16 protein-coding genes are annotated in these 19,371 nt (G+C 65.0%); 7 read left to right on the top strand and 9 right to left on the bottom strand.

The window, feature by feature from the left end:
* Positions 1 to 46 precede the first annotated feature (46 nt).
* From ACSQ22_RS04005 to ACSQ22_RS03985, 5 genes are all read right to left on the bottom strand, one after another.
* Positions 47 to 934: an amino acid ABC transporter substrate-binding protein gene (locus tag ACSQ22_RS04005; RefSeq protein ID WP_431151403.1), complete on the bottom strand. Its 888-nt coding sequence runs from the start codon at positions 932 to 934 to the stop codon at positions 47 to 49.
* Positions 935 to 1,041: 107 nt separating this feature from the next.
* Positions 1,042 to 2,448, bottom strand: a complete 1,407-nt coding sequence (locus tag ACSQ22_RS04000) for an amidase (RefSeq protein WP_436129499.1) — start codon at positions 2,446 to 2,448, stop codon at positions 1,042 to 1,044.
* 17 nt (positions 2,449 to 2,465) lie between these two features.
* A complete protein-coding gene (locus ACSQ22_RS03995; RefSeq protein ID WP_436129498.1) occupies positions 2,466 to 3,152 on the bottom strand; it encodes an amino acid ABC transporter permease in 687 nt (228 codons plus the stop codon).
* On the bottom strand, positions 3,149 to 3,808 hold the full coding sequence (locus ACSQ22_RS03990) for an amino acid ABC transporter permease (protein ID WP_436129497.1): 660 nt from the start codon (positions 3,806 to 3,808) through the stop codon (positions 3,149 to 3,151). Before ACSQ22_RS03990 ends, ACSQ22_RS03995 begins: the two co-directional genes overlap by 4 nt.
* A 2-nt stretch (positions 3,809 to 3,810) precedes the next feature.
* Positions 3,811 to 4,599, bottom strand: a complete 789-nt coding sequence (locus tag ACSQ22_RS03985) for an amino acid ABC transporter ATP-binding protein (protein WP_436129496.1) — start codon at positions 4,597 to 4,599, stop codon at positions 3,811 to 3,813.
* A 153-nt stretch (positions 4,600 to 4,752) separates the two neighbouring features.
* Between ACSQ22_RS03985 and ACSQ22_RS03980 the strand changes: the two genes are divergently transcribed.
* Positions 4,753 to 5,898, top strand: a complete 1,146-nt coding sequence (locus ACSQ22_RS03980; RefSeq protein ID WP_436129495.1) for a GlxA family transcriptional regulator — start codon at positions 4,753 to 4,755, stop codon at positions 5,896 to 5,898.
* On the opposite strand, the gene ACSQ22_RS03975 is transcribed toward ACSQ22_RS03980, so the two are convergent.
* Positions 5,874 to 7,496: a methyl-accepting chemotaxis protein gene (locus ACSQ22_RS03975; protein ID WP_436129494.1), complete on the bottom strand. Its 1,623-nt coding sequence runs from the start codon at positions 7,494 to 7,496 to the stop codon at positions 5,874 to 5,876. The two genes, ACSQ22_RS03980 and ACSQ22_RS03975, sit on opposite strands and share 25 nt — an antisense overlap.
* Positions 7,497 to 7,629: 133 nt before the next feature.
* Positions 7,630 to 8,505, bottom strand: coding sequence for an ABC transporter substrate-binding protein (locus ACSQ22_RS03970; protein ID WP_436129493.1), 876 nt, complete (start codon positions 8,503 to 8,505; stop codon positions 7,630 to 7,632).
* A gap of 386 nt (positions 8,506 to 8,891) precedes the next feature.
* Here ACSQ22_RS03970 and ACSQ22_RS03965 point away from each other — a divergent pair, with 386 nt between their 5' ends.
* From ACSQ22_RS03965 to ACSQ22_RS03940, 6 genes are all read left to right on the top strand, one after another.
* On the top strand, positions 8,892 to 9,806 hold the full coding sequence (locus ACSQ22_RS03965; protein ID WP_436129492.1) for an RNA polymerase sigma-70 factor: 915 nt from the start codon (positions 8,892 to 8,894) through the stop codon (positions 9,804 to 9,806).
* Between the two features lie 146 nt (positions 9,807 to 9,952).
* Positions 9,953 to 10,417, top strand: coding sequence for a carboxymuconolactone decarboxylase family protein (locus ACSQ22_RS03960; protein ID WP_121508892.1), 465 nt, complete (start codon positions 9,953 to 9,955; stop codon positions 10,415 to 10,417).
* Between the two features lie 164 nt (positions 10,418 to 10,581).
* Positions 10,582 to 12,201 carry a tail fiber domain-containing protein gene (locus ACSQ22_RS03955; RefSeq protein ID WP_436129491.1) on the top strand — a complete coding sequence of 540 codons (1,620 nt, stop codon included), beginning with the start codon at positions 10,582 to 10,584 and terminating at the stop codon, positions 12,199 to 12,201.
* A gap of 11 nt (positions 12,202 to 12,212) precedes the next feature.
* The gene (locus ACSQ22_RS03950; protein ID WP_436129490.1) at positions 12,213 to 13,931 is read left to right on the top strand and encodes a tail fiber domain-containing protein; all 1,719 of its coding nucleotides are present in this window, start codon (positions 12,213 to 12,215) and stop codon (positions 13,929 to 13,931) included.
* On the top strand, positions 13,928 to 14,632 hold the full coding sequence (locus ACSQ22_RS03945; RefSeq protein ID WP_436129489.1) for an Ig domain-containing protein: 705 nt from the start codon (positions 13,928 to 13,930) through the stop codon (positions 14,630 to 14,632). Before ACSQ22_RS03950 ends, ACSQ22_RS03945 begins: the two co-directional genes overlap by 4 nt.
* 558 nt (positions 14,633 to 15,190) lie before the next feature.
* Positions 15,191 to 15,964 (top strand): class II aldolase/adducin family protein, encoded by a 774-nt coding sequence (locus ACSQ22_RS03940; protein WP_436129488.1) that lies wholly within the window; start codon positions 15,191 to 15,193, stop codon positions 15,962 to 15,964.
* A 219-nt stretch (positions 15,965 to 16,183) separates the two neighbouring features.
* On the opposite strand, the gene ACSQ22_RS03935 is transcribed toward ACSQ22_RS03940, so the two are convergent.
* Together ACSQ22_RS03935 and ACSQ22_RS03930 are read right to left on the bottom strand one after the other, a co-directional pair.
* Complete coding sequence (locus ACSQ22_RS03935) at positions 16,184 to 16,585, bottom strand: hypothetical protein (RefSeq protein WP_436129487.1); 402 nt, start codon at positions 16,583 to 16,585, stop codon at positions 16,184 to 16,186.
* Between the two features lie 9 nt (positions 16,586 to 16,594).
* Positions 16,595 to 19,309, bottom strand: a complete 2,715-nt coding sequence (locus tag ACSQ22_RS03930) for a hypothetical protein (protein WP_436129486.1) — start codon at positions 19,307 to 19,309, stop codon at positions 16,595 to 16,597.
* Positions 19,310 to 19,371 lie beyond the last annotated feature (62 nt).

Below are 19,371 nucleotides of genomic sequence, written 5' to 3'. Positions count from 1 at the left end.
AGAAAAAGAGGGAAAGAAAGGAACAAGGCGTGCAGGGCGCGCGCCTTCAGGGAATGCCGTACTTGTTGGGGTAGCGGATGTTTTCGCGCATGTGCACGCTCATGGGAATGCGCAGCGATGCCGTGTCGAACCATTTGCGGTAGATGGCGGCCAGCTCGCCCGAGTGCATGAGGGAAAGCACCGTACGGTCCACGATCTCGCGCAGCGGCACATCGTCCTTGGGCAACATGAAGGCGTAGGGTTCCACCGTGAGATGTCTTCCCGTCACATGCAGGCGATCCTTTGCGGGTGATGCAGCGATCAGGCCGTACAGCAGAATGTCATCCTGCGCAAACGCGTCCACGCGCCCTTCTTCCACAAGGCGCACACCTTCGGCGTCGGTGGGCACCACCACCACATCCAGCGCCTGCTCCTGGCGCAGGCGCTGCAGCGTGTCCTGCGCCGTGGTGCCGTTGCTCACGGCAATACGCCGCCGCCACAGACTGGATACACCATCAAGCTGCACCGATGGGCGCGCCAGGAACCGCACGCCCGTGGTGAACAGCGTGTGCGAAAAGTCCACATCCCGCTGCCGGCCCACGGTATTGGTGTTGCCACCGCACTCGAGGTCGATGGCACCGGCCTTCAGCAGTGGGATACGCTGCGCCGCCTCCAGCGGCCGAAAATCCACGCGCAGGTCTGGCCGGCCAACGGCCTTGCGAATGCCCTCCACCACCTTCATGCAAACGTCGATCGAGTAACCCACCGTGTTGCCACTCGCATCGCGGAACGCAAACGTACCCGGCGTTGGGATGTAGCCCACATTCACCGTACCGCTGCGCACCATGCGTGCCAAGGCGCTGCCTGCCGTCTGGGCATGACAAGCCGCTGTCCCCCACAGCAATGCCGCAACGAGCGGGGTCAGCAGGGATTTCACATCCAGGATTGCAGACATGGACCACTCCTTAACAAATAGACGCTGCAGACGGACCGTGAGGCGCCGGTGAATCGCACGGACCCCGTCAACACACTGAGGGAAGAAAAACAAGGCTGGAAAGAGGCTTAAGCCTCCAGCCCAGGCGGCACAGCCCGGTGCCAGCGCGTCGCGCGCTCGAAGGCATCGCCTACCCGCAAAATGGTCGCCTCGTCAAACGGCCGCCCGATGACCTGCATGGACACCGGCATGCCCGCCCCCGTGAACCCCGCAGGCACCGCCACAGAGCAAAGATCCAGCAGGTTCACGAAGCGGCCAAAGCGCGACAGCGGCGTGGCCAACTCGTCCACCTCAGAGACCGGGATGGCGGCAATCGCGTTGGTGGGGAACACACAGACATCCACACCCTCCATGGCAATGAGCATGTCGGCCTTGGCCTGCTCCCGCAGCTTGAGCAGGTGGATGTACTGCGCCGAGCCGATATCACGCCCCAGCAGAATGCGCCGGCGCACATGGGGGTCAAATTCAAGCCCATCCTGCTCGAACAAGGGGCCCAGATTGGCGTACCCCTCGGCGCTCATCAGGCTTCCCGCCACGCGCATGGATTCGGAGCTGCTTTGCGGCAGCGCCCGGTTCACCCGCTGCATGCCCAGGGCGTCCAGCACCTCCAGCGCCCGGTCGTACGCAGCGAGCACCTCGGTATCGACATGCTCCCGCTCAGCCTCTGGCAAGGTCCACACCCGCATGCCCGCCACGGAGCGCTGCGCACCGAGCTGCGGCAAGACCTCGCGCACAGGCACCGACAGCGAGACGCCGTCGCGCGGATCCGGGCCGGAAAGAACATCGAGCAGAAGGGCACTGTCTCGCACCGTGCGGGTCAGTGGCCCCACGGTGTCGTGCGTGGGGCACAGCTCGATCAGCCCGTGGCGGCTGATCAGGCCGCGCGTGGTCTTGAGCCCCACCACCCCGCACAGCCCCGCCGGAATGCGCACCGAGCCGCCCGTGTCGGTGCCCACACTGGCCGAACACATGCCGGACGCCAGCGCCACGGCCGAGCCGCTGCTGCTGCCGCCGGGGGTGCGGTGGGTCTGCAGATCCCAGGGGTTCCATGGCGTGCCCATGGCCGAATTGGTGCCCCAGCCGCCAAAGGCGAACTCCACCGTGTGCGTCTTGCCGATCACCACGGCCCCGGCAGCACGCAAGCGCTCCACCACGGCAGCGCTGATCGCCGAAGTGCGCGGCGGGCGCGCTTTCGAGCCCGCCGAGATGGGCTTGTCCTGCACCTCGAACAGGTCCTTCACTGCCACGGTCACACCGTGCAACGGGCCCAGGCGCACACCAGCCCGTGCCATCTGGTCCAGGCCGCGTGCGGTGGCGCGGGCCTCGTCGGCATACACGTCGGTAAAGGCATGCAGCTGGCCGTCATAGCGCGCAATGCGCGCCAGCTGCGCCTCCAGCAGCGCCTCGCTTGAGAGTTCTCCGGCATGAATGGCGGCAGCCAGCCGTTCCAGCGGCGCGTAGGTTATGGATGTCATGGTGTTGTTGTCTCGGTTCATGCCGCACCCACCGTGCGGCGCCCATGGGCCAGGCGGCGTTCCAGCCACCGCGACAACATGGACAGGGGGAATGCGATCGCGAAATACAGCAGCCCTACCAGGATGAAGATGTGCAGCGGCAGGAAGTACTCGCTGGACATGGCCTTGGCCGTCAGCATCAGCTCGTTGGTGGCGATCAGCGCACACAACGAGCTGTCCTTGAGCAGCGCCACATAGCTGTTGAGCAACGGCGGCAGCATCACCCGCAGGGCCTGCGGCAGCGTGACGTAGAGGAATACCTTCCGTGGTGTCAGGCCCGCAGCCAGGCCCGCCTCGCGCTGCCCACCGTGCACCGATTTGAGCCCGCCGCGCAGAACCTCGGCCACGTAAGCCGCGCCATGTACACCGAGGCCAATAGCGCCAGCCCAGTAGCCTGACAACGTGACCCCCGCTGCTGGCAGCGCGAAATAGATGGCCAAGAGCAGCGCCAGCAGGGGCACCGCGCGCAGCAGCTGAATGAAGCCATTAGCCCCGTGCCGCAGCAAGGTCACACCGCTGCGCAGCATCCACACCAGCACGGCGCCCAGCACCAGTGCGATGACGAAGCCGATGGCCGAGAGTTCGGCCGTGACCACCGCCGCCTCCAGCAGCCGAGGCCACCAATCGACCATGTACTCGGCGTAGGTTGCAAAGAACGTTTTCATCGCGCACCCCCTGCCGTGCTGCGTTCGAGGCGCCCAAAAGCCCAGCTGATAGGCAGCACCATCGCCGCATAGAGCAGCATGGCGGTCAGGTAAATGATCGGCGTCTCGAACGTGGATGTGACCAGATTGCGCGCATAGAACATCACCTCAGGCGCCGCAATGGCCGAGGCAATCGAGGTGTCCTTGACCAGCTGGCTTGCGTAGTTGCCCAGCGAAGGCAAGGTCACGCGCAGCATTTGCGGCAGCAGCACATTGCGCAGCGCCTGGGCCGGTGTCAGGCCCACTGCCAGCGCCGCCTCGCGCTGGCCTGCGTGCAGGCAGCGCAGGCCCGCCGCGAACACCTCGCACAGGATGGCCGCGCCCACCAGGCCCAGGCCAATCACCGCAGCCGTGAGCGGCGACAGCCGCACCCCCACGGACGCCAGCCCAAAGTACAGCACGAACAGATGCGCCAGCGCCGGCACATTGCGCATCCACTCGATGTAGACCGCGATGACGGCCTGCAGCACACGGTTGTGCGCAAAGACCACCAGCAGCGCCAGCAAAAGGCCCAGGCTGGAAGCCAGCAGTCCCGCGCCCAGGGCCACCTGCGCTGCGGTCACCGCGCCACGCGCGAGCGTGAGCACAATGAGGATCAGGGTTTCGATGCCGGGCATGGTCACAGCTCCAGCCCGGCTTCCTTGCCAACCTGGCCAAGAAAGCTGCGTGTGCGCTCCGTGCGCGGCTGATTGATCACCTGCGCGGCCGGCCCCTCTTCCACGATGTGCCCGCCGTCCATGAAGATCACGCGATCGGCCACGTCACGCGCAAAGCGGATTTCGTGCGTGACCAGGATCATTGAGCGGCCCTCCTCGGCCAGCTCCCGAATCACGCCCAGCACCTCGCCCACCAGCTCAGGGTCCAACGCCGAAGTGGGCTCGTCGAAAAGAATCAGCTTGGGCTTTTGCGCCAGCGTACGCGCAATCGCCACGCGCTGCTGCTGCCCGCCCGAAAGCTGCTCGGGGTAGGCATCGGCCTTGTGGCGCAGGTGCACCTTGTCGAGCATTTCTTCAGCCAACGCATAGGCCGCATCACGCGGCATGCGCGCAGCCTTGATCGATGCCAGCGCCACGTTGTCGCGCACGGTGAGGTGCGGCCACAGGTAGAACAGCTGAAACACCATGCCGATCTCGCGGCGCTGCGGCGCCATCTCGGTGTCGGTCATAAAGCGCCAGGCGTCCTTCCCTGCAGGCACTTGCCCGATACGCTCGGATTCGAGCAGCACCTCTCCCGCCTGGGGTTTCTCCAGAAAGTTCAGGCAGCGCAGGCAGGTGGACTTGCCCGACCCGCTGGGGCCAATGAGCGAGAGCGTCTCGCCTTTTTGCAGGTTGAACGAAATGCCCTTGAGCACCTCGGCCGGGCCATAGCTCTTCTTGAGGCCGCTCACTTGAAGCAGGGGATGGTTCACATGGTTCTCCAGACAAAACTGCGGGTAGCGCGGCACGGTCTTTGCAACCGCACACGTCGATACCCAGTGCCTCCATGCTAGAAATTTCGTCCATCTGTTCATTGCAGGCCGTCGCCGCTATATTGAACGTATGCGACATACCGGGAAAACCCCATGCCCCCCACCAAAGCCCGTCCCAAAGAGCTTTCTGAAGAGATTGGTGCAAATTTGCACCAGGCCGGTGCACAGAACACAGGCGACATTGGTGCATTGATTGACCGGCTGGACGCCCCACCCCGGGCCACCCCTGCGCGGCGCAGGCCTGCGGCCACCGCGTCGGCGGCGGAGCTGCGCGTGGGCATCCTGCTGTGGCCGCAGTTCCCGCTGCTGTCGCTGGCCGGGCTGTGTGATGGCCTGCGCCATGCTGCCGACGTCGGCGACCAGAGTCGGCAGATCCGCTGCTCGTGGACCATCCTCGGGGTGCCGGGGCAATCGGTGCAGGCCAGTTGCGGAGTGGCGGTGCCGGTACAGGAATCGCTTTCTTCCGAGTGCGACTACGACTACATCGCGGTCATTGGAGGCCTTCTGTCCGCCATTCCCACCGCCAGCCCGCGTTACACCACTTTCCTGCATTTCGCGGCATCGCTGGGCAAGCCGCTGATCGGCATCTGCACAGGCTCATTCGCGCTCGCTCAGGCGGGGCTCATGGCGGGACGCCGCGCTTGCGTGCATCCTTTTCATGTGGAGGACTGGAAGGCCGCCTTCCCCGCACTGGACTACAGCACTGACTGCCACTATGTGTTCGACGGCGACCGCATCAGCTGCGCAGGTGGCATCTCCATCGTGGAGCTCACGGCCGAGCTGGTGCGCCTGCATTGCGGGCCCGACCGGGCGGCCAAGGTCATCCACCAGATGACGGTGAACCCCGCCGCCAGCAGCACCCATGTGGCGCGCCGCCATGCGCTGGGCTACGGCACCGCCGACCACGACAAGTTGCGCCAGGCCATCGTGCTGATGGAAAAGAACATTGGTACGCCGCTGGAGATCGCCGTCATCGCGCGGCTGGTGGATTCAAGCAGCCGCCAGCTCGAACGTGTCTTCCTGGCCGAGACGCGCACCACGCCGTCCGAGTACTACCGCAACGCACGGCTCAAGTACGCGCGCTGGATGCTCACCAGCACCGACCTGCCCATCATCACCATCGCCTACGAATGCGGCTTCTCGGACGCGTCGCATTTCATCCGACACTTCCAGCAGCTCTACGGCATGCCCCCGGGGCGCATGCGCAAGGCGCTTCAGGCGGCCACGGTGGAGGCCTGAAGCAGGCGGCGCCCGCCATCGCCCGGTTCTTCTTCGATGCAAAAACGCGCCACCACCGACACCAGCCGGCCAGACTGCGCATAGAGCGCTTCCGAGGCCCCGCGCGCTTCCTCCACCAGCGCAGCATTGCGCTGTGTGAACTGGTCGATGCGCGAAAGCACCTCAGTCAACTGGCGCACTCCCACATGCTGCTCGGCGCTGGCCGTCTGCACCGCAGCCATCAGTTGGGCAAACGAGTTGACGGCTTCGATCACACTCGCCGTCTGCACATGCGCGCGTTCCACCATGCTCCGGCACGCAGCGATCTGCTCGTTCGATTGCTGAATCAGCTGGCGGATCTCCTTGGCAGAACTCGCGGAGTGCAACGCCAGGCTGCGCACCTCGCTGGCCACCACGGCAAAGCCGCGCCCCTGCTCACCAGCACGGGCCGCTTCCACGGAGGCATTGAGCGCCAGGATGTTGGTCTGGAACGCAATGCCATCGATCACTGCAGTGGTCTCGGCAATGCGTGCACCATGCCCAGCCACCGCCAGCATGCTCTGCATGGCCCCATCGACGATGGACTGGCCCTCGCGCGCCACACTGCAGGCCGATGTGGCAAGCCGGTGCGCATCCAGCACCGATTGTTGCGTGTTGCCCATGGTCGCCGCAAACTGCTCCAGCGCCGCAGCCGCCTGCTGCAGCTCGGCCGACTGCATCTCGGTGCGCTCGGACAGATTCTTGGCCTCGCCAACCAGGCTGCGGCTTTGCGCAGCCACGTCCACCGATGCGCTGCGCACCTGCTGCACCGTGTCACCCAGGCCACCCACCATGGCGCGCAGCGAAGCAATCACCGAACCGGCGGGCGCCACCACGCCCGGTAGTGGTGCAGTCAACAGCCCGTCCGACACCCGGGCCATGGCCTGCGCCACGGCCCCGGGCTCTGCTCCCAGCCGGCGTGTCAGAGTGCGTACCAAGGCCACCGCCACAGCACAGCCCACCAACAACACCAGTGCGAATGACACGGCCATCTGCACCAGCATGCCCTGCAGCGCCGTGATGGATGCAGCGGCCGCCTGCTCCACCTGGCGCGCCTGGGCCTCTCGCAGTTGCGCCAGGGCCTGCAGATAGACCGCCTGCGACTGGCGCAAAGCCCCGGTCAGCATGCCGCGTGCAGGGCCGCGCGCACCGCCCTGCAGATGCGCCAGGAACTGGTCGCGGTCCTGCCGAAAGCGCGTGGCGGCCTGCCCGATCTGTGCCAGCAGCTCGCGCTCAGGGGCCAGCACCACCGCACCCTGCAGCGCAGCCATCCGGCTGTCAATGCGCCGCTGCGCCGCATCAATGCGCTCCACCTCGGTGGGCAGGTCTTCCTGCATCTCCACCAGAACCGCATCGCGCAGCGCACGGGATATAGACGACACCTCCAGCGACACCTCGTAGGCCGCACTCCACAGAGGCAGGCTCTCACTGGCAATCGACGCCACCCGCGCGTTTGCTGCCAGCCCTGCCTGCACGGCCAGCCCCAGCGCCAACGCAAGCAGCGCGCCAATGGCCGAAAAACCGAGGATCAGCGACGCGCGTATAGACAGCCCGCGCCCGGCCCGTTCAAGGAATGCCATGGTGGTTAAAAAGAAGAAAAAAGAAGATGAAGGGCCGGCGGGGCTGGCGGACCCGCAATAAAAAAGCCGCATGCTGCGCGTGGCGGGCATGCGGCGTGTCAAGGCCAGGGGGTCATGGCCTACCCAATTGGGCTCACTTGCAGGAAGGCAGCTTCCAGTCGGCAGAGCGGTCAACACCGGCACGGGCATTCTGGCCCACGGGGATGTACCAGACGTCCTGCACCAGGCCGTAGGTCTTGCCGATCTTGCGCAGGTCGCAGCTGCCCCAGAGCTTGGCGATCTCGGTGTTCACAGCCTTGACCAGCTCAGGGTTGTCCTTGTTCAGGCCAAACACCACCTGGCCCAGGCCTGTCAGTAGCGGGTAGTCGGGCGAGGAATCGGTGAAAGCATTGAATTTGACCTTCCACTGCGGGTTCTGCGAGATGGCGTACTGCATCACCGGCGGGTCGCCGATCACCGCGTCGATGCGGCCCGCCAGCAGGTCGCGCACAGCGGCGTCCGAGGTGTCGTACAGCGCCAGCTGCAGGCCGTTGATCTTGCGCAGCTCGGGGATGAACGAGAAGCCGGTGATGGTGCCGACCTTCTTGCCTTCAAGATCCTTGAGCTTGCTCCAGTCCGTCTTGTCCGACTGGGTGATGCCGTTCTTGAAGTAGTGGATGGGATCACTCAACGCCATGATCTTGGAGCGCTGCTCCGTCCATCCCATGGTGCCTGCCATCACATCCACGCGCTTCGATTGCACCGAGGCAATCGTGCCCGACCATTCCATCAGCGCGGGCTTGACCTTAAGCTTGAGTGCATCGGCAATGCGCTGCAGGATCTCGCCGTCGTAGCCGACCATCTTGCCGTCCTGGTAGCCTGTGCCAGGCATGTCGCCAGAGAAGGCGATGGTGAAGGCGCCTTTGTCCACCGTCTCCAGGGCATGGGCAGAAAGCCCCAGCGCCGACAGGCAGGTTACGGCAGCGAACGAGGCCAGAAGCCTCCTGATTTTCAAGCTTGGATTGAACATGGTGATCTCCAAAAATCCGGTTGTTCCCTCCCACCGACTGATGGGATGGAATGACTTTAGAGACGCTTTTCAGGCGGAGATTGGAGGTTCTCACAGCGCAATTGAACGGCCGCGACATCGAGGGAATTCACCAATCCCGCACCACCACCGACGATCTGTGCACCAGAGAGGGGGGCACCCCACAAGCCCGCCAGCCTGGGTCAGCCTCACCATCACGACCACCCAAGAAAATGCATCCAGATGGGCCCCACCGCTTTACCCATATGCATCAATAGCTATTTAATTTATAGCAGACGCAGCGCTGACACCCTTTCATCAACATGGGTGTCACAAACCCAAGCGCCCGGCCGTCTGGAGATCATCCTCGGACTATTCTTGAGCTGGCCATGACCGACCCTGCACCCACCGCCACCGACCCCTTCACCACCCTGCGCCCCCGCCTGTTCGGCATTGCCTACCGCATGCTCGGCCTGCGCGCCGATGCCGAGGATGTGCTGCAGGACGCCTGGCTGCGCTGGAGTCGCCAGGACCCGGCCGCGCTGCAGTCGGCCGAGGCCTGGCTGGTGACGGTGGTCACGCGCCTGGCCATCGACCGGCTGCGGGCGCTGAAAGCCGAGCGCGAGGCCTATGTGGGCTGGTGGCTGCCCGAGCCGCTGGTGGAGCTGCATGACCACACCACCGGTGATGCGCAACACCACAACACGCCGGAGGCGGCCGCCGAGCTGGCGGGTGAGCTGTCGGTGGCCTTCCTGTACGTGCTGGAGCGCCTGGGGCCCGAAGAGCGCGCGGCCTTTTTGCTGCGCCAGGTGTTCGACTACGACTACCCCGAGATTGCCGCGCAGCTGGGCAAAACCGAGGCCAGCTGTCGCCAGATGGTGCACCGCGCCAGCGAACGTGTGCAGCAGGCGCGCACACGCTTTGAGGTGCCACACGCCGTGCACCACCAGCTGCTCCAGCGTTTCATGCTGGCCGCCAAAAGCGGCGACCGCAACGCCATCGAGGCGCTGCTGAGCGAAGACGCGCAGCTGATTGGCGACGGCGGCGGCAAGGTACCGTCCTTCCCCAAGCCGCTGGTGGGGCCGTTTCGCATTGCCAATCTGTACTGGGCGCTGTTCCGCCGCCTGGGTGCGCAGGTGGCGTACCGCATGGCGCTCATCAATGGCGAGCCGGGGCTGCTGCGCTATGTGGATGGCCACCTTGAATCGGCGCAGGCATTTGTGACGGACGGGGAGCGGATTATGGCGATCTATGCAGTGCGCAACCCGGACAAGCTGGCGGGCATTCCAGCCACGCTGGGGTGAAATCCCTTGAGGATTTTTGGCGCCCAGTGTCACAACGGCAGACCTGGCAACGTCTAAGCAGTATGAAAGGCAGCAACACCACCGCCGCCTTCATGCCCAAGGTTTTTCTACCCCGAACCATTGCCACCTACATCCAAGGAACCGCCATGTCATCGACCACCCAACACACCGCCCGCCTGCCCTATCACAAGCTGTCTTCCAAAGCCTTCATGGGCCTGGTGAGCCTTTCCGAAACCATCAAGAAGGGCCCGCTGGGCGCGCGCCTGGCCGAGCTGGTGTTTCTGCGCGTGTCGCAGATCAACGGCTGCGCATACTGCATGGACATGCACTGGACCTACCTGGTCAAGGACGGCATGGACCCGCGCCACCTGAACGCCGTGGCGGGGTGGCGCGAGGCGCCGTTCTTCGGCGAGCGCGAACGCGCCGCCTTCCGCTGGGCCGAGATCATCACCGCCACGCCCCACAGCGATGCGAGCGACGAGGAATACGCCAAGCTGCAGGCGGTGTTCAACGAAGCGGAAATCTCCGAACTGGGCTTTGCCATTGGCGTGATCAACGCGTGGAACCTCATCAACGCGGGCATGCGGGCGCCGATTCCGCAAGCGGGCTGAGCACAGGCGCGGGGCTTTTCCGCAGCGCGACCCCTGGCATTACTCGATTGACGATCTGGCATCGCTCGGCCAGACTCGTCGCCACTGATGGGCCGCTGGTTCTGCGGGCGGCAATGGCCATATTGGCGCCCTGGGCAGCCCCTGCCCACCTTCGAGAAAGCCCCATGAAACCCCTGTACCGAGCCGCCATCGCCCTGATGGCAACCCTCGCGGCTGCCACCTGCGCTGCCCAATCCCCCGCCCAGGCCATCTCCACCACGCGCCAGGCTGACCGCATCACCTGGACGGCCGCGGCCCCCCACGGCGCTGCCAAGCTGCGGCTGGCGCGCCCGGATGGCACGGTCAGCGACCTGCCGTTTGCGCGCGGCCCCGTGGTGCTGGAGCCCCAGCGTGCAGGGCTGGCCGATGGCCGCTATTTTTATGAGTTGAGCCTGGAGCCCCCTGCGTCCATGGACCCTGCCCAGGCCCAGGCCACGATGCAGCAGCGCATCACAGCGGGCTCGTTCGTGGTCATTCAGGGCCAGTTGGTGGTGGATGCAGTCGAGCCAGGCGCCCCTGTGCTGCCCACCAAGACCGGCACCACCTTCACCACCAAGGACCAGGTGGTGCCCGACGACCTGATCGTGCAGGGCAGCCTGTGCGCGGGCTTAGATTGCGTCAACAACGAATCCTTTGGCTTTGACACGCTCCGGCTCAAGGAGAACAACCTCGGTATCCATTTCGACGACACCAGCGCTGGCGCCTTTCCGGCCAACGACTGGCGGATCCGGGTCAATGAGCCCATCTCGGGCGGGGCATCGTATTTCACGGTCGAGGATGCCACGGCCAACCGCCAGGTCTTCACCGTCAGTGCTGGCGCCCCCAGCAACAGCCTGTACGTCAGCTCGACGGGCCGGCTGGGCCTGCGCACTGCCACGCCGGTACTGGACGTGCACACGCTGACCGGCAACACCCCCGCCATTCGCCTGGAGCAGTCGTCGGCAGGCGGCTTCACGGCGCAGACCTGGGACATTGGGGCCAACGAGGCCAACTTCTTCGTGCGCGACGTCACCAACGGCTCGCGCCTGCCCTTGCGCATTCGCCCCGGCGCGCCCACCAGCAGCCTGGACATTGCGGCCTCGGGCGCAGTGGGCATAGGCACCGCTTCGCCCGGCGCGGCGCTGCACGTCCGGCGCACCGATGGCACGGCCCAGGTGCTGGTGCAGGAAACCAGCGGCACAATGGCCCCGCGCACGCTGCTGAACCTGGCCAACAACGGGCCAGCCGTCTTGCGCTTTACCACGGCACCGGCCACGGGCTGGGACATGACGTCAGGCACCGCGCTCACGCTGGCCACCCAGGGCGCTGGCACCCCCCAGTTCACGCTGGCGGCCAACGGCAACCTGGCAATCACCGGCACGCTGAGCACAGGCTCCAGCCGCACGCTCAAGACCGGCATCGAGCCGGTCAATGGCGCCGCCCTGCTGGAGAAGGTGCTGGCCCTGCCGCTCTACCACTGGCGCTACAAATCCAGCCCCACACAAGAGCGCCACGTCGGCCCCATGGCCGAGGACTTCCGCAAGATCTTCCAGCTGGGGCAGGACGACAAAAGCCTGGCCCCCGGCGATCTGGCCGGCGTGACCCTGGGCGCCGTGCAGGCGCTGGCCCGCAAGGTGAACGAGCGCGAGGCAGACATCGCCGCGATCCGGGCCCGCATCTCCCTGCTCGAAGCGCAGATGGCCCCAACGCGCGCTCCGGGCGCTTCGGGCGTGCCCACCAAGACCGCCACGCCCGCAGCACGCTAGGGATTGCCAACATGCCTGCCCACCATTGCTTGCCCCTCCTGACCAGGCTGCGGCCGCGCGCTGCCGCCCTGGTTGCCGCCACCCTGGCATCCCTGCTGAGCCCACCCCTCGTGCACGCACAAACCGGCAGCGAAGCGCAGCCCCCCGCCATTGCGGCACGGCTTCAGGCCACCCGGCTGGAGTGGACCCCCACCGCACCCCATGGCCGCGCCGTGCTGCGCATCGCCCGCGAGGGCGGCGCGCCCCAGGACCTGGAGCTGTCCGGCCCGCTGGTGTTGTCGCTGCAAGACCATCCCTTGCCCGACGGACGCTACACCTACGAGTTGACGCTGGCCCCCACCACCACCGCCGTGCGGCCCGACGATGCAACTCCCGTGGCGGCCAACCCCGTGGGCGCCTCCAGCGCTGCAGGGCCGAGGGGCGCCATGCTGGCCGGCAACGTGTCGGTGGCGGGCGGCGCGTTTGTGCTGCCACCCGCACTTTTGCCCCCGGGCGAAGGGGATACAGCCGATGGCCCCGCCGCGCAGTCCGCCCTATCTTCAAAGGCCGTCCGCACCCTCGGCCTCGCCACCAAAGACCAGTTGGTCGCCGACGACCAGATCGTGCAAGGCAGCATCTGCATGGGGTTTGACTGCGTCAACAACGAGAGCTTTGGCTTCGACACCCTGCGCCTGAAGGAAAACAACCTGCGCATCAAGTTTGAAGACACCAGTGCGGGCGCGTTTCCCGGTAACGACTGGCAGATCATCGCCAACGACAACGCCAGCGGCGGGGCCAGCTACCTCGGCATCGACGATGTCACAGGCAGCTTGACCCCCGTGCGCTGGCTGGCCGGAGCGCCCGCCAACAGCCTGGTTGTGGACCCGCAAGGGCGCGTGGGGGTGGGCACGGGCGTACCCGTGCTTGATCTGCATGTGCTGTCCTCCAACACCCCGGCGCTGCGGCAAGAGCAGAACAACACCAACGGCTTTACGGCCCAGACCTGGGATGTGGCGGGCAACGAAACCAATTTCTTCGTGCGCGATGTCACCGGGGGCTCCCTCCTTCCCCTGCGCATCCGGCCGGGGGCGCCACATGCCAGTGTTGATATTGCGGGCAACGGCAACGTCGGCCTGGGCACGCCGCGCCCTGCCGCCCCGCTGCACCTGCGGCGCGCGGACGGCAGCGGGGCCCTGCTGGTGGACAACACCGGCGCCGCCGCCCTGCCCCGCGTGCAGATGGAGCTGCAGAACAACGGTGCCATCGCTGCACGGCTTGCGCATGGCACAGGCACCGCGTACTGGACGCAACACGCTACGGCTTCGGCCTTCAGCCTGGCGCCCAGCGGCAGTGGCAGCAATGCGCTGTCGATGCAGGCAGGCGGCGGCCTGATGGTGGCCGGCACGCTCAGCCAGGGCTCCAGCCGCACGCTCAAACACGACATCAGCCCGGCCCCGATCCATGCTGTCCTCGGCGAAGTGTTGAACCTGCCGCTGTATGCCTGGCGCTACCTGAGCGATCTCAACGCCAGCCTGCACCTGGGGCCCATGGCCGAGGATGTACACCAGCGCTTTCAGGTGGGCGCCAGCCCCCGGACGCTTGCGCCCAGCGATGTTGCCGGCCTTGCGGCCGCCACGGTCCAGGCCCTCCACCAGAAGCTGGCCGCCAAGGATGCAGAACTCATGGCCCTGGCAGAACGCCTTTCGGCCCTGGAGCAGCAGCTCGCGCGCAAAAACGGGGGCGCGCGATGACGGCCCGCGCAGCGCAGGCACTGCGCACCGGCTTACGCCGCTTCACCACATGGATCGGCGTTGCCAGCCTGGTGCTGTGGGCCGCCGCCGCCGCCGCGCAGGACATCACCGTTACCCCGTCCAGCATTCCCACCCCCGCGCTGGGTGTGCCCTACAGCGTGACCTTTGTCGGCAACGATGGCGTGGCGCCCTACCAGTTCCTGGTGAGCGCAGGCCTTCTTCCGGCGGGCCTGAGCCTGTCGGGCACGGGCGATCTCACGGGCACGCCCACCAGCTCGGCGCCCTACAGCTTCACCATCACGGTGTCCGACGCCCTGGGGCGCGAGCTGGACCTGCTGGGTGCAGGCACCGTGACAGGTGCGCTGACCATCACCCCACCGCCCGTGCTGGTCGCGAACACCGCCTACAGCGGGCAGATCCAGGTCACCGGAGGCACCGGCCCCTACACCTTCACCGTGAACTCCGGCCCCCTGCCCCCGGGCATGACCTTGGGGCCCAACGGCCTGCTGAGCGGAACACCGACCATACCGGGGCTCTATGTCCTGGTCATCCAGGTCACGGACGCCAACGGCCTGTCCTCCACCATCACACTGAACCTCCAAGTGATGGCCCTCTCCACGGGGATTCCGGTGAACGATCCATGGATGCTGGTGCTGGCGGCGCTGGGAATGGCCTGCATAGCCCTCGCGAGGCGGAGGTAGTGCGGATCGGGATGGGCTACAAGGCGTCTTTTCTTGCCAATAGCCCGGCCATTGGCAAGAAAAGCAACGCAGCAGACCGCCCGAGACCGCGCTATCACCGACCGCAGGGAGTTATGCAGGACATTCCTGGAGGCTGTCGGACTTGGAGGGTCGAAGCGAAAATTGGCCCCAGCGAGGACAGTTTTTGCCGGATTTGCAGCCCCATAGCTCGGCTATGGGGCAAAAAGACGGTGTTCTCGAAGAGCGGCGAAGCCAAAAATGGACCGCTGTGGCCGATTTGCTGCCGACGATTTCCAAGTCCGACAGCCTCTGAGCTGGGCTGGCTGGGGCGGCGCCAGATGCGGCAGCAGCAAGGGCCCGGGCGCTGATGGCCGGGCAGGGCCAGGGCACGAAAATTCAACAAAATTCGGCCTTAGCGTTTTGTGGACGGGCGCAAACAGCTATATTTTTTATAGCAATCCGCAAAAATGCAGCACCTGTAGCCTGCCTGACAGACCAGGGCGCCCCATCGCCCTACAGTGGCGTTTCCCATTCCTCAAAAAACGGAGACACCACCCCATGCTCAACATCCCTTCGCTGCAAGAAAGCGTCAGCCCCGAAGAATGGCAACTGCGCTGCGACCTGGCCGCGTGCTACCGGCTCGTTGCGCTGTACGGCTGGAGCGACCTGGTCTTCACCCACATCAGCGCCAAACTGCCCGAATCGGTGTCGGGTCCGGGCGAGCACCAGTTCCTCATCAACCCCTACGGCCTCATGTTCGACGAGATCACGGCATCGAGCCTGATCAAGGTGGACATGCAGTGCAACAAGCTGCACGACTCGCCCTTCCCCGTGAACCCGGCCGGTTTTGTGATCCACAGCGCGGTGCACGAGGCCCGGCCGGAGGCGGGCTGCGTGCTGCACACCCACACGCGTGCCGGTGTGGCCGTCAGCGCGCAAAAAGGTGGCGTGTTGCCCATCAGCCAGCAAAGCACCTTCGTGCTGGGCTCGCTGGCGTACCACGAATACGAGGGCGTGGCCTTCCGCGACGAAGAAAAGCCACGCCTGCAGGCCGACCTGGGCGAGGCCAATTTCCTCATGCTGCGCAACCACGGCCTGCTCACCGTGGGCAAGACGATTGCCGATGCGTTCCTGTCGATGTACACCTTCGAGAACACCTGCCGCATTCAGATCGACGCGCAGGCAGGTGGCGAGTTGATCGCCGTAAACCCCCAGATCGTGAGCGGCGTGGCCCAGGCCATGCGCGTGCAGACGGGCGGCCTGGGCGGCGCCTTTGCCTGGCCAGCACTGCTGCGCAAGGTGCAGCGCGACCTGCCAGGCTGGAATACCTGAGACGTCCTACAGCCCCCGACAGCCGGTGCACCAGAAGGCCTTAACGGTGTCTACGCTGATGCCGAGGGTGACCACAAGGCCGATCTGGTTGTGCGCGTTGAGCGGGAGGGTGCCCGGAAAGATGGGCCACCCTTTGCCAGTTGGGCCGTTGTGCAGGAGCGACCATATGATCGTCCGGGACGCGACATTTATGCAACAGAGTCGCTCGGAACCGAATGCCTACTGTGCACTTAGTCGAAATACATAAAAGTCATCAGGAAAGTACTGCTTCTCAGGCGTGATATAGAGGATTAGTAACTTCGCAATCTCAGCCTGCTCCTCACGAGAGAGCCCAACAAGGCTTACGTGGCATATAAATCCACCGACATCACTTGACTTGGAAAGTCCAACATAAATGTCGTCATCACCTCGCCACCACTGCACGCCCAAAGGCAATTCAATATCTGCAATTGATTGCACTGCAGATGGATCAATTTCAATCTCTCCGTCACTCCATAAATGAATTTTTCCAGATCGATTGTTCGTTAGAGAGAAGTTCAATTGATCAAAGACAAACCGAAATTGATTAATCAACGCCGGCAAGGAGAGATTGGACCAAATTGTGTAGGTAAACGAAGCCATAACAAAATTTTAGGGAATAGGCTTTACAAAGCCGGGGCCGAGCACTTTGGTCGCCGCATCAATCACCGTCTGAGGCGTATTTGGCGCATAGTAAAAATACGCGCTAACACCCCGAGCGGTGGCGGTTTCAGAATACACCATTAGTCCTCGAACAAAGTTCCCGAGGTTATCTGCTTTGGCTGGCCCTCCCACCGCAATGAGGTTGCCAGCTGGGTCCGTCACATCAACATCTGTCTTTCCGCGTGTGGTTTTAATAATCTCCCCAGAACGAATCCCTCCAACGGCATCAGCTACAGCTTGTTCTCTTGTAGCGCCAAGTGTTTGGACGGCAGCGCCGCCACTTGGACGACCTTCAGCGCCCCCGACCACCTTGTCAACACTGCCCCCCAGCCTGTTGCCAATACCCCGGCCCAGCGCACCGCCTATCGCCACCCCTGTCTGTGCATGCAGCCCTTCTTCCGTTGCAAAGCCGGTGATGTCATTCATCACCTCTTGCCCCCACCCCCCGCCTGCAGCAGCGTCCAACGCTGCGGCTCGGGTCCACAGGCCGTTGTAGATGCTGTCCCGCCGGAAGTCCTCTCCCATGCTCGCTCGGTACTGCGCGGCGGCGTCCCGGTACTCCTGGGCACTGTAGCTGTCGGCGGGGCTGTGAGACATCTCCACCAGTTCCGTGAAGCTGTACTGTGGTGGTTGTACCTCTGTGCTGTTGCGATACTCGATCTCTTGTCTGCGAAAGTCCTCTGGCAGCATCGGCTGCGCAGTCTCCCGCACCTCGGTCTCTGGCAGCATGGGCTCGCCATCGTTGCTTTGTGCCAGCGTGCTGGTGGTGCCGTCAGGCCAGATCAGTTGGGCGGGCTCTATGTAAGCACCACTGTCATCAAAGTAACCCGCATCACCCACTGTTCCGATGGGGGCGGACGCGACCTGGATGCCTTGCGACGATGGCAATGTGGCGGGGTTGGCAAATGCCTCAACCCACTGCGCCGTCTGCGCATCCACCTCACTGGCCCCCAGGTTCCTCACCCAGTCGCTGGAAGGCCTGTCTCCCGGCTGTGCAGCTTGTCCCGGTTGTCCCTCATTCCCTACCTGGCTTTGGCCTTGCCCCTTTCCTTGCGCCCCCTGGAGCCCGTCGCCCAGCACTCCGCTCAGAAACTCGCTCGCAAACCCCGCCGCCGGGTCGTTGGTGCCCGCGATCTTCAAGGCGCTGCTGGCAGCTTTGCTCAGGAGCTTGAGCACGCTGGCCTGCTCGGGGCTGATGTCCTTGAGCTCGCCGATCTGCTGATTCAGATGATCTCCCACCCCTTGCGCGATGCTGGCCAGGGCGCTGTTGATGAAGCCGTCTTTGAATTTGCCGCCCGTGGCTTCTTGCAATAACCCCGTGAGGCCCGCCTTGCCCAGGTGTGCCAGGCTGCTCTTGGCCAGGTCGGCGCTGTCCAGCATGTCCTTCAGGCCTGTGTATTGCATGACGCTGCCTGCAATGCCTCCCGTCAGGGCCGAGCGCAGCAGGTTGCCGAAGTCGATTCCGCCAGTCATCACCGTCTGGGAGATCGCGCTGCCCATGGCCCCCATGGCAGCGCCTTGAACGAAGGTGCCAGCCCCTGCCTGTGACAGCAGGGTGCCCACAGGCGGCAAGGCCACCATGCACATCAGTGCGCTGAATGCGACGGGCAGGGCTTTGTCCAGAAAGCCCGTCGGGGCCTGGATGTTGTCTGCGCTGGTGCTCCAGCCGTTGACGGGGTCAAACCACAGGTATTCCTTGTTGATAAGGTCTGCGCTGTGTTCTGGGCTGAGTTGGGTGTAGTCCCGCAGCAGGCAGGCGTCGGGCAGGCTGGGGTCGCTGCCGTAGGGCTGGCCTTGGGCGAGCCTGAAGGGGCCTAGTGTGTGGTAGCTGGGTTCGCTGTGGGCGTCACCTTCCCTGCCCTCATGGAACACCAGGGGGTCTTGGCCGTGCATGTCGGCAAAGGCGCGTTGGGCCAGGCTGTCGCCATGGGCGTAGTGGCGCGAGAACGCTGCGGGGTCCAGTGTCCAGCGCCCAGGCTCGGCGGTCTCGCCTTGCCCGGTGCCAGGGACCCATTGTCTGCCCGGGGTGTCGGGGCCGGGGCTCTGGGTGGCTTGGTCGAGTGCGTGCAGGTATTGGTTGCGTACGCCATCTTGGGCTTCTTGCAGTTGGGTCAGCCGGGCGCCCAGGTCGGGGCCAAAGCGCGCGAGGATGCCTTGGCCGACGTCGGTGTCGGTGTTCAGGGGGCGCAGGGGCGGGCCGAACTGGGCCACCATCTCCTGGTTGGCGGGCTCGGCCAGCAGCAGTTCCAGGGCGGCGACCTCGGTGGGGCTGGCGTTGGGGGCTGCTGCCTGGGCGCCGGCAGTGCCAATGGCTGGGTTCTCGGGAGTGATCTGCAGGGGTTTGGTCTGCACCAGGTCGATACCGAGACCTGCTGCGTTCTCCGGGGTGACCAGCAGAGGTTTGGTCTGTGCCTGCACCATCAGGGCCAGTGTGGTGCTGGGGGTGTGGTCGGTGGGGGCGAAGAGGGAGGTGCTGGCCAGGGCGGGGTCAGCCTGGGGGTACTGAAGGTCGGGCTGGCCATAGCCGCCTGGGCCGCTGTCGGCAAAGGCGCCTGCGTGGTCCTGGGGCTGGTCTGGGAATAGCCCTGCGCTGCCAGGAGCGGACGGGCTGGCCAGATCGCCAGGGGCTGGCGCGTAGTTGGAGGCTGAGGGGGCGACTTGCATGGCGCGCGACTGTGCCTACAGGCATCAGCGCGCGAAACTGGGAAGGCTCCTAGCTAGGAGTG

Origin of the sequence: Acidovorax sp. LjRoot38 (assembly GCF_964252975.1) — a bacterium.
GTDB classification, from domain to species: Bacteria; Pseudomonadota; Gammaproteobacteria; order Burkholderiales; family Burkholderiaceae_C; genus Acidovorax; species Acidovorax facilis.
The sequence above is the reverse complement of the archived record's forward strand: the minus strand, read 5'-3'. Positions and strand labels throughout refer to the sequence as shown.

Coding starts and splice junctions, on each gene's coding strand:
- ACSQ22_RS03930 (WP_436129486.1), bottom strand. CDS start 19,309: ATGCAAGTCGCCCCCTCAGCCTCCAACTACGCGCCAGCCCCTGGCGAT.
- ACSQ22_RS03950 (WP_436129490.1), top strand. CDS start 12,213: ATGCCTGCCCACCATTGCTTGCCCCTCCTGACCAGGCTGCGGCCGCGC.
- ACSQ22_RS03990 (WP_436129497.1), bottom strand. CDS start 3,808: ATGCCCGGCATCGAAACCCTGATCCTCATTGTGCTCACGCTCGCGCGT.
- ACSQ22_RS03965 (WP_436129492.1), top strand. CDS start 8,892: ATGACCGACCCTGCACCCACCGCCACCGACCCCTTCACCACCCTGCGC.
- ACSQ22_RS04000 (WP_436129499.1), bottom strand. CDS start 2,448: ATGACATCCATAACCTACGCGCCGCTGGAACGGCTGGCTGCCGCCATT.
- ACSQ22_RS03975 (WP_436129494.1), bottom strand. CDS start 7,496: ATGGCATTCCTTGAACGGGCCGGGCGCGGGCTGTCTATACGCGCGTCG.
- ACSQ22_RS03940 (WP_436129488.1), top strand. CDS start 15,191: ATGCTCAACATCCCTTCGCTGCAAGAAAGCGTCAGCCCCGAAGAATGG.
- ACSQ22_RS03995 (WP_436129498.1), bottom strand. CDS start 3,152: ATGAAAACGTTCTTTGCAACCTACGCCGAGTACATGGTCGATTGGTGG.
- ACSQ22_RS04005 (WP_431151403.1), bottom strand. CDS start 934: ATGTCTGCAATCCTGGATGTGAAATCCCTGCTGACCCCGCTCGTTGCG.
- ACSQ22_RS03945 (WP_436129489.1), top strand. CDS start 13,928: ATGACGGCCCGCGCAGCGCAGGCACTGCGCACCGGCTTACGCCGCTTC.
- ACSQ22_RS03980 (WP_436129495.1), top strand. CDS start 4,753: ATGCCCCCCACCAAAGCCCGTCCCAAAGAGCTTTCTGAAGAGATTGGT.
- ACSQ22_RS03935 (WP_436129487.1), bottom strand. CDS start 16,585: ATGGCTTCGTTTACCTACACAATTTGGTCCAATCTCTCCTTGCCGGCG.
- ACSQ22_RS03955 (WP_436129491.1), top strand. CDS start 10,582: ATGAAACCCCTGTACCGAGCCGCCATCGCCCTGATGGCAACCCTCGCG.
- ACSQ22_RS03970 (WP_436129493.1), bottom strand. CDS start 8,505: ATGTTCAATCCAAGCTTGAAAATCAGGAGGCTTCTGGCCTCGTTCGCT.
- ACSQ22_RS03960 (WP_121508892.1), top strand. CDS start 9,953: ATGTCATCGACCACCCAACACACCGCCCGCCTGCCCTATCACAAGCTG.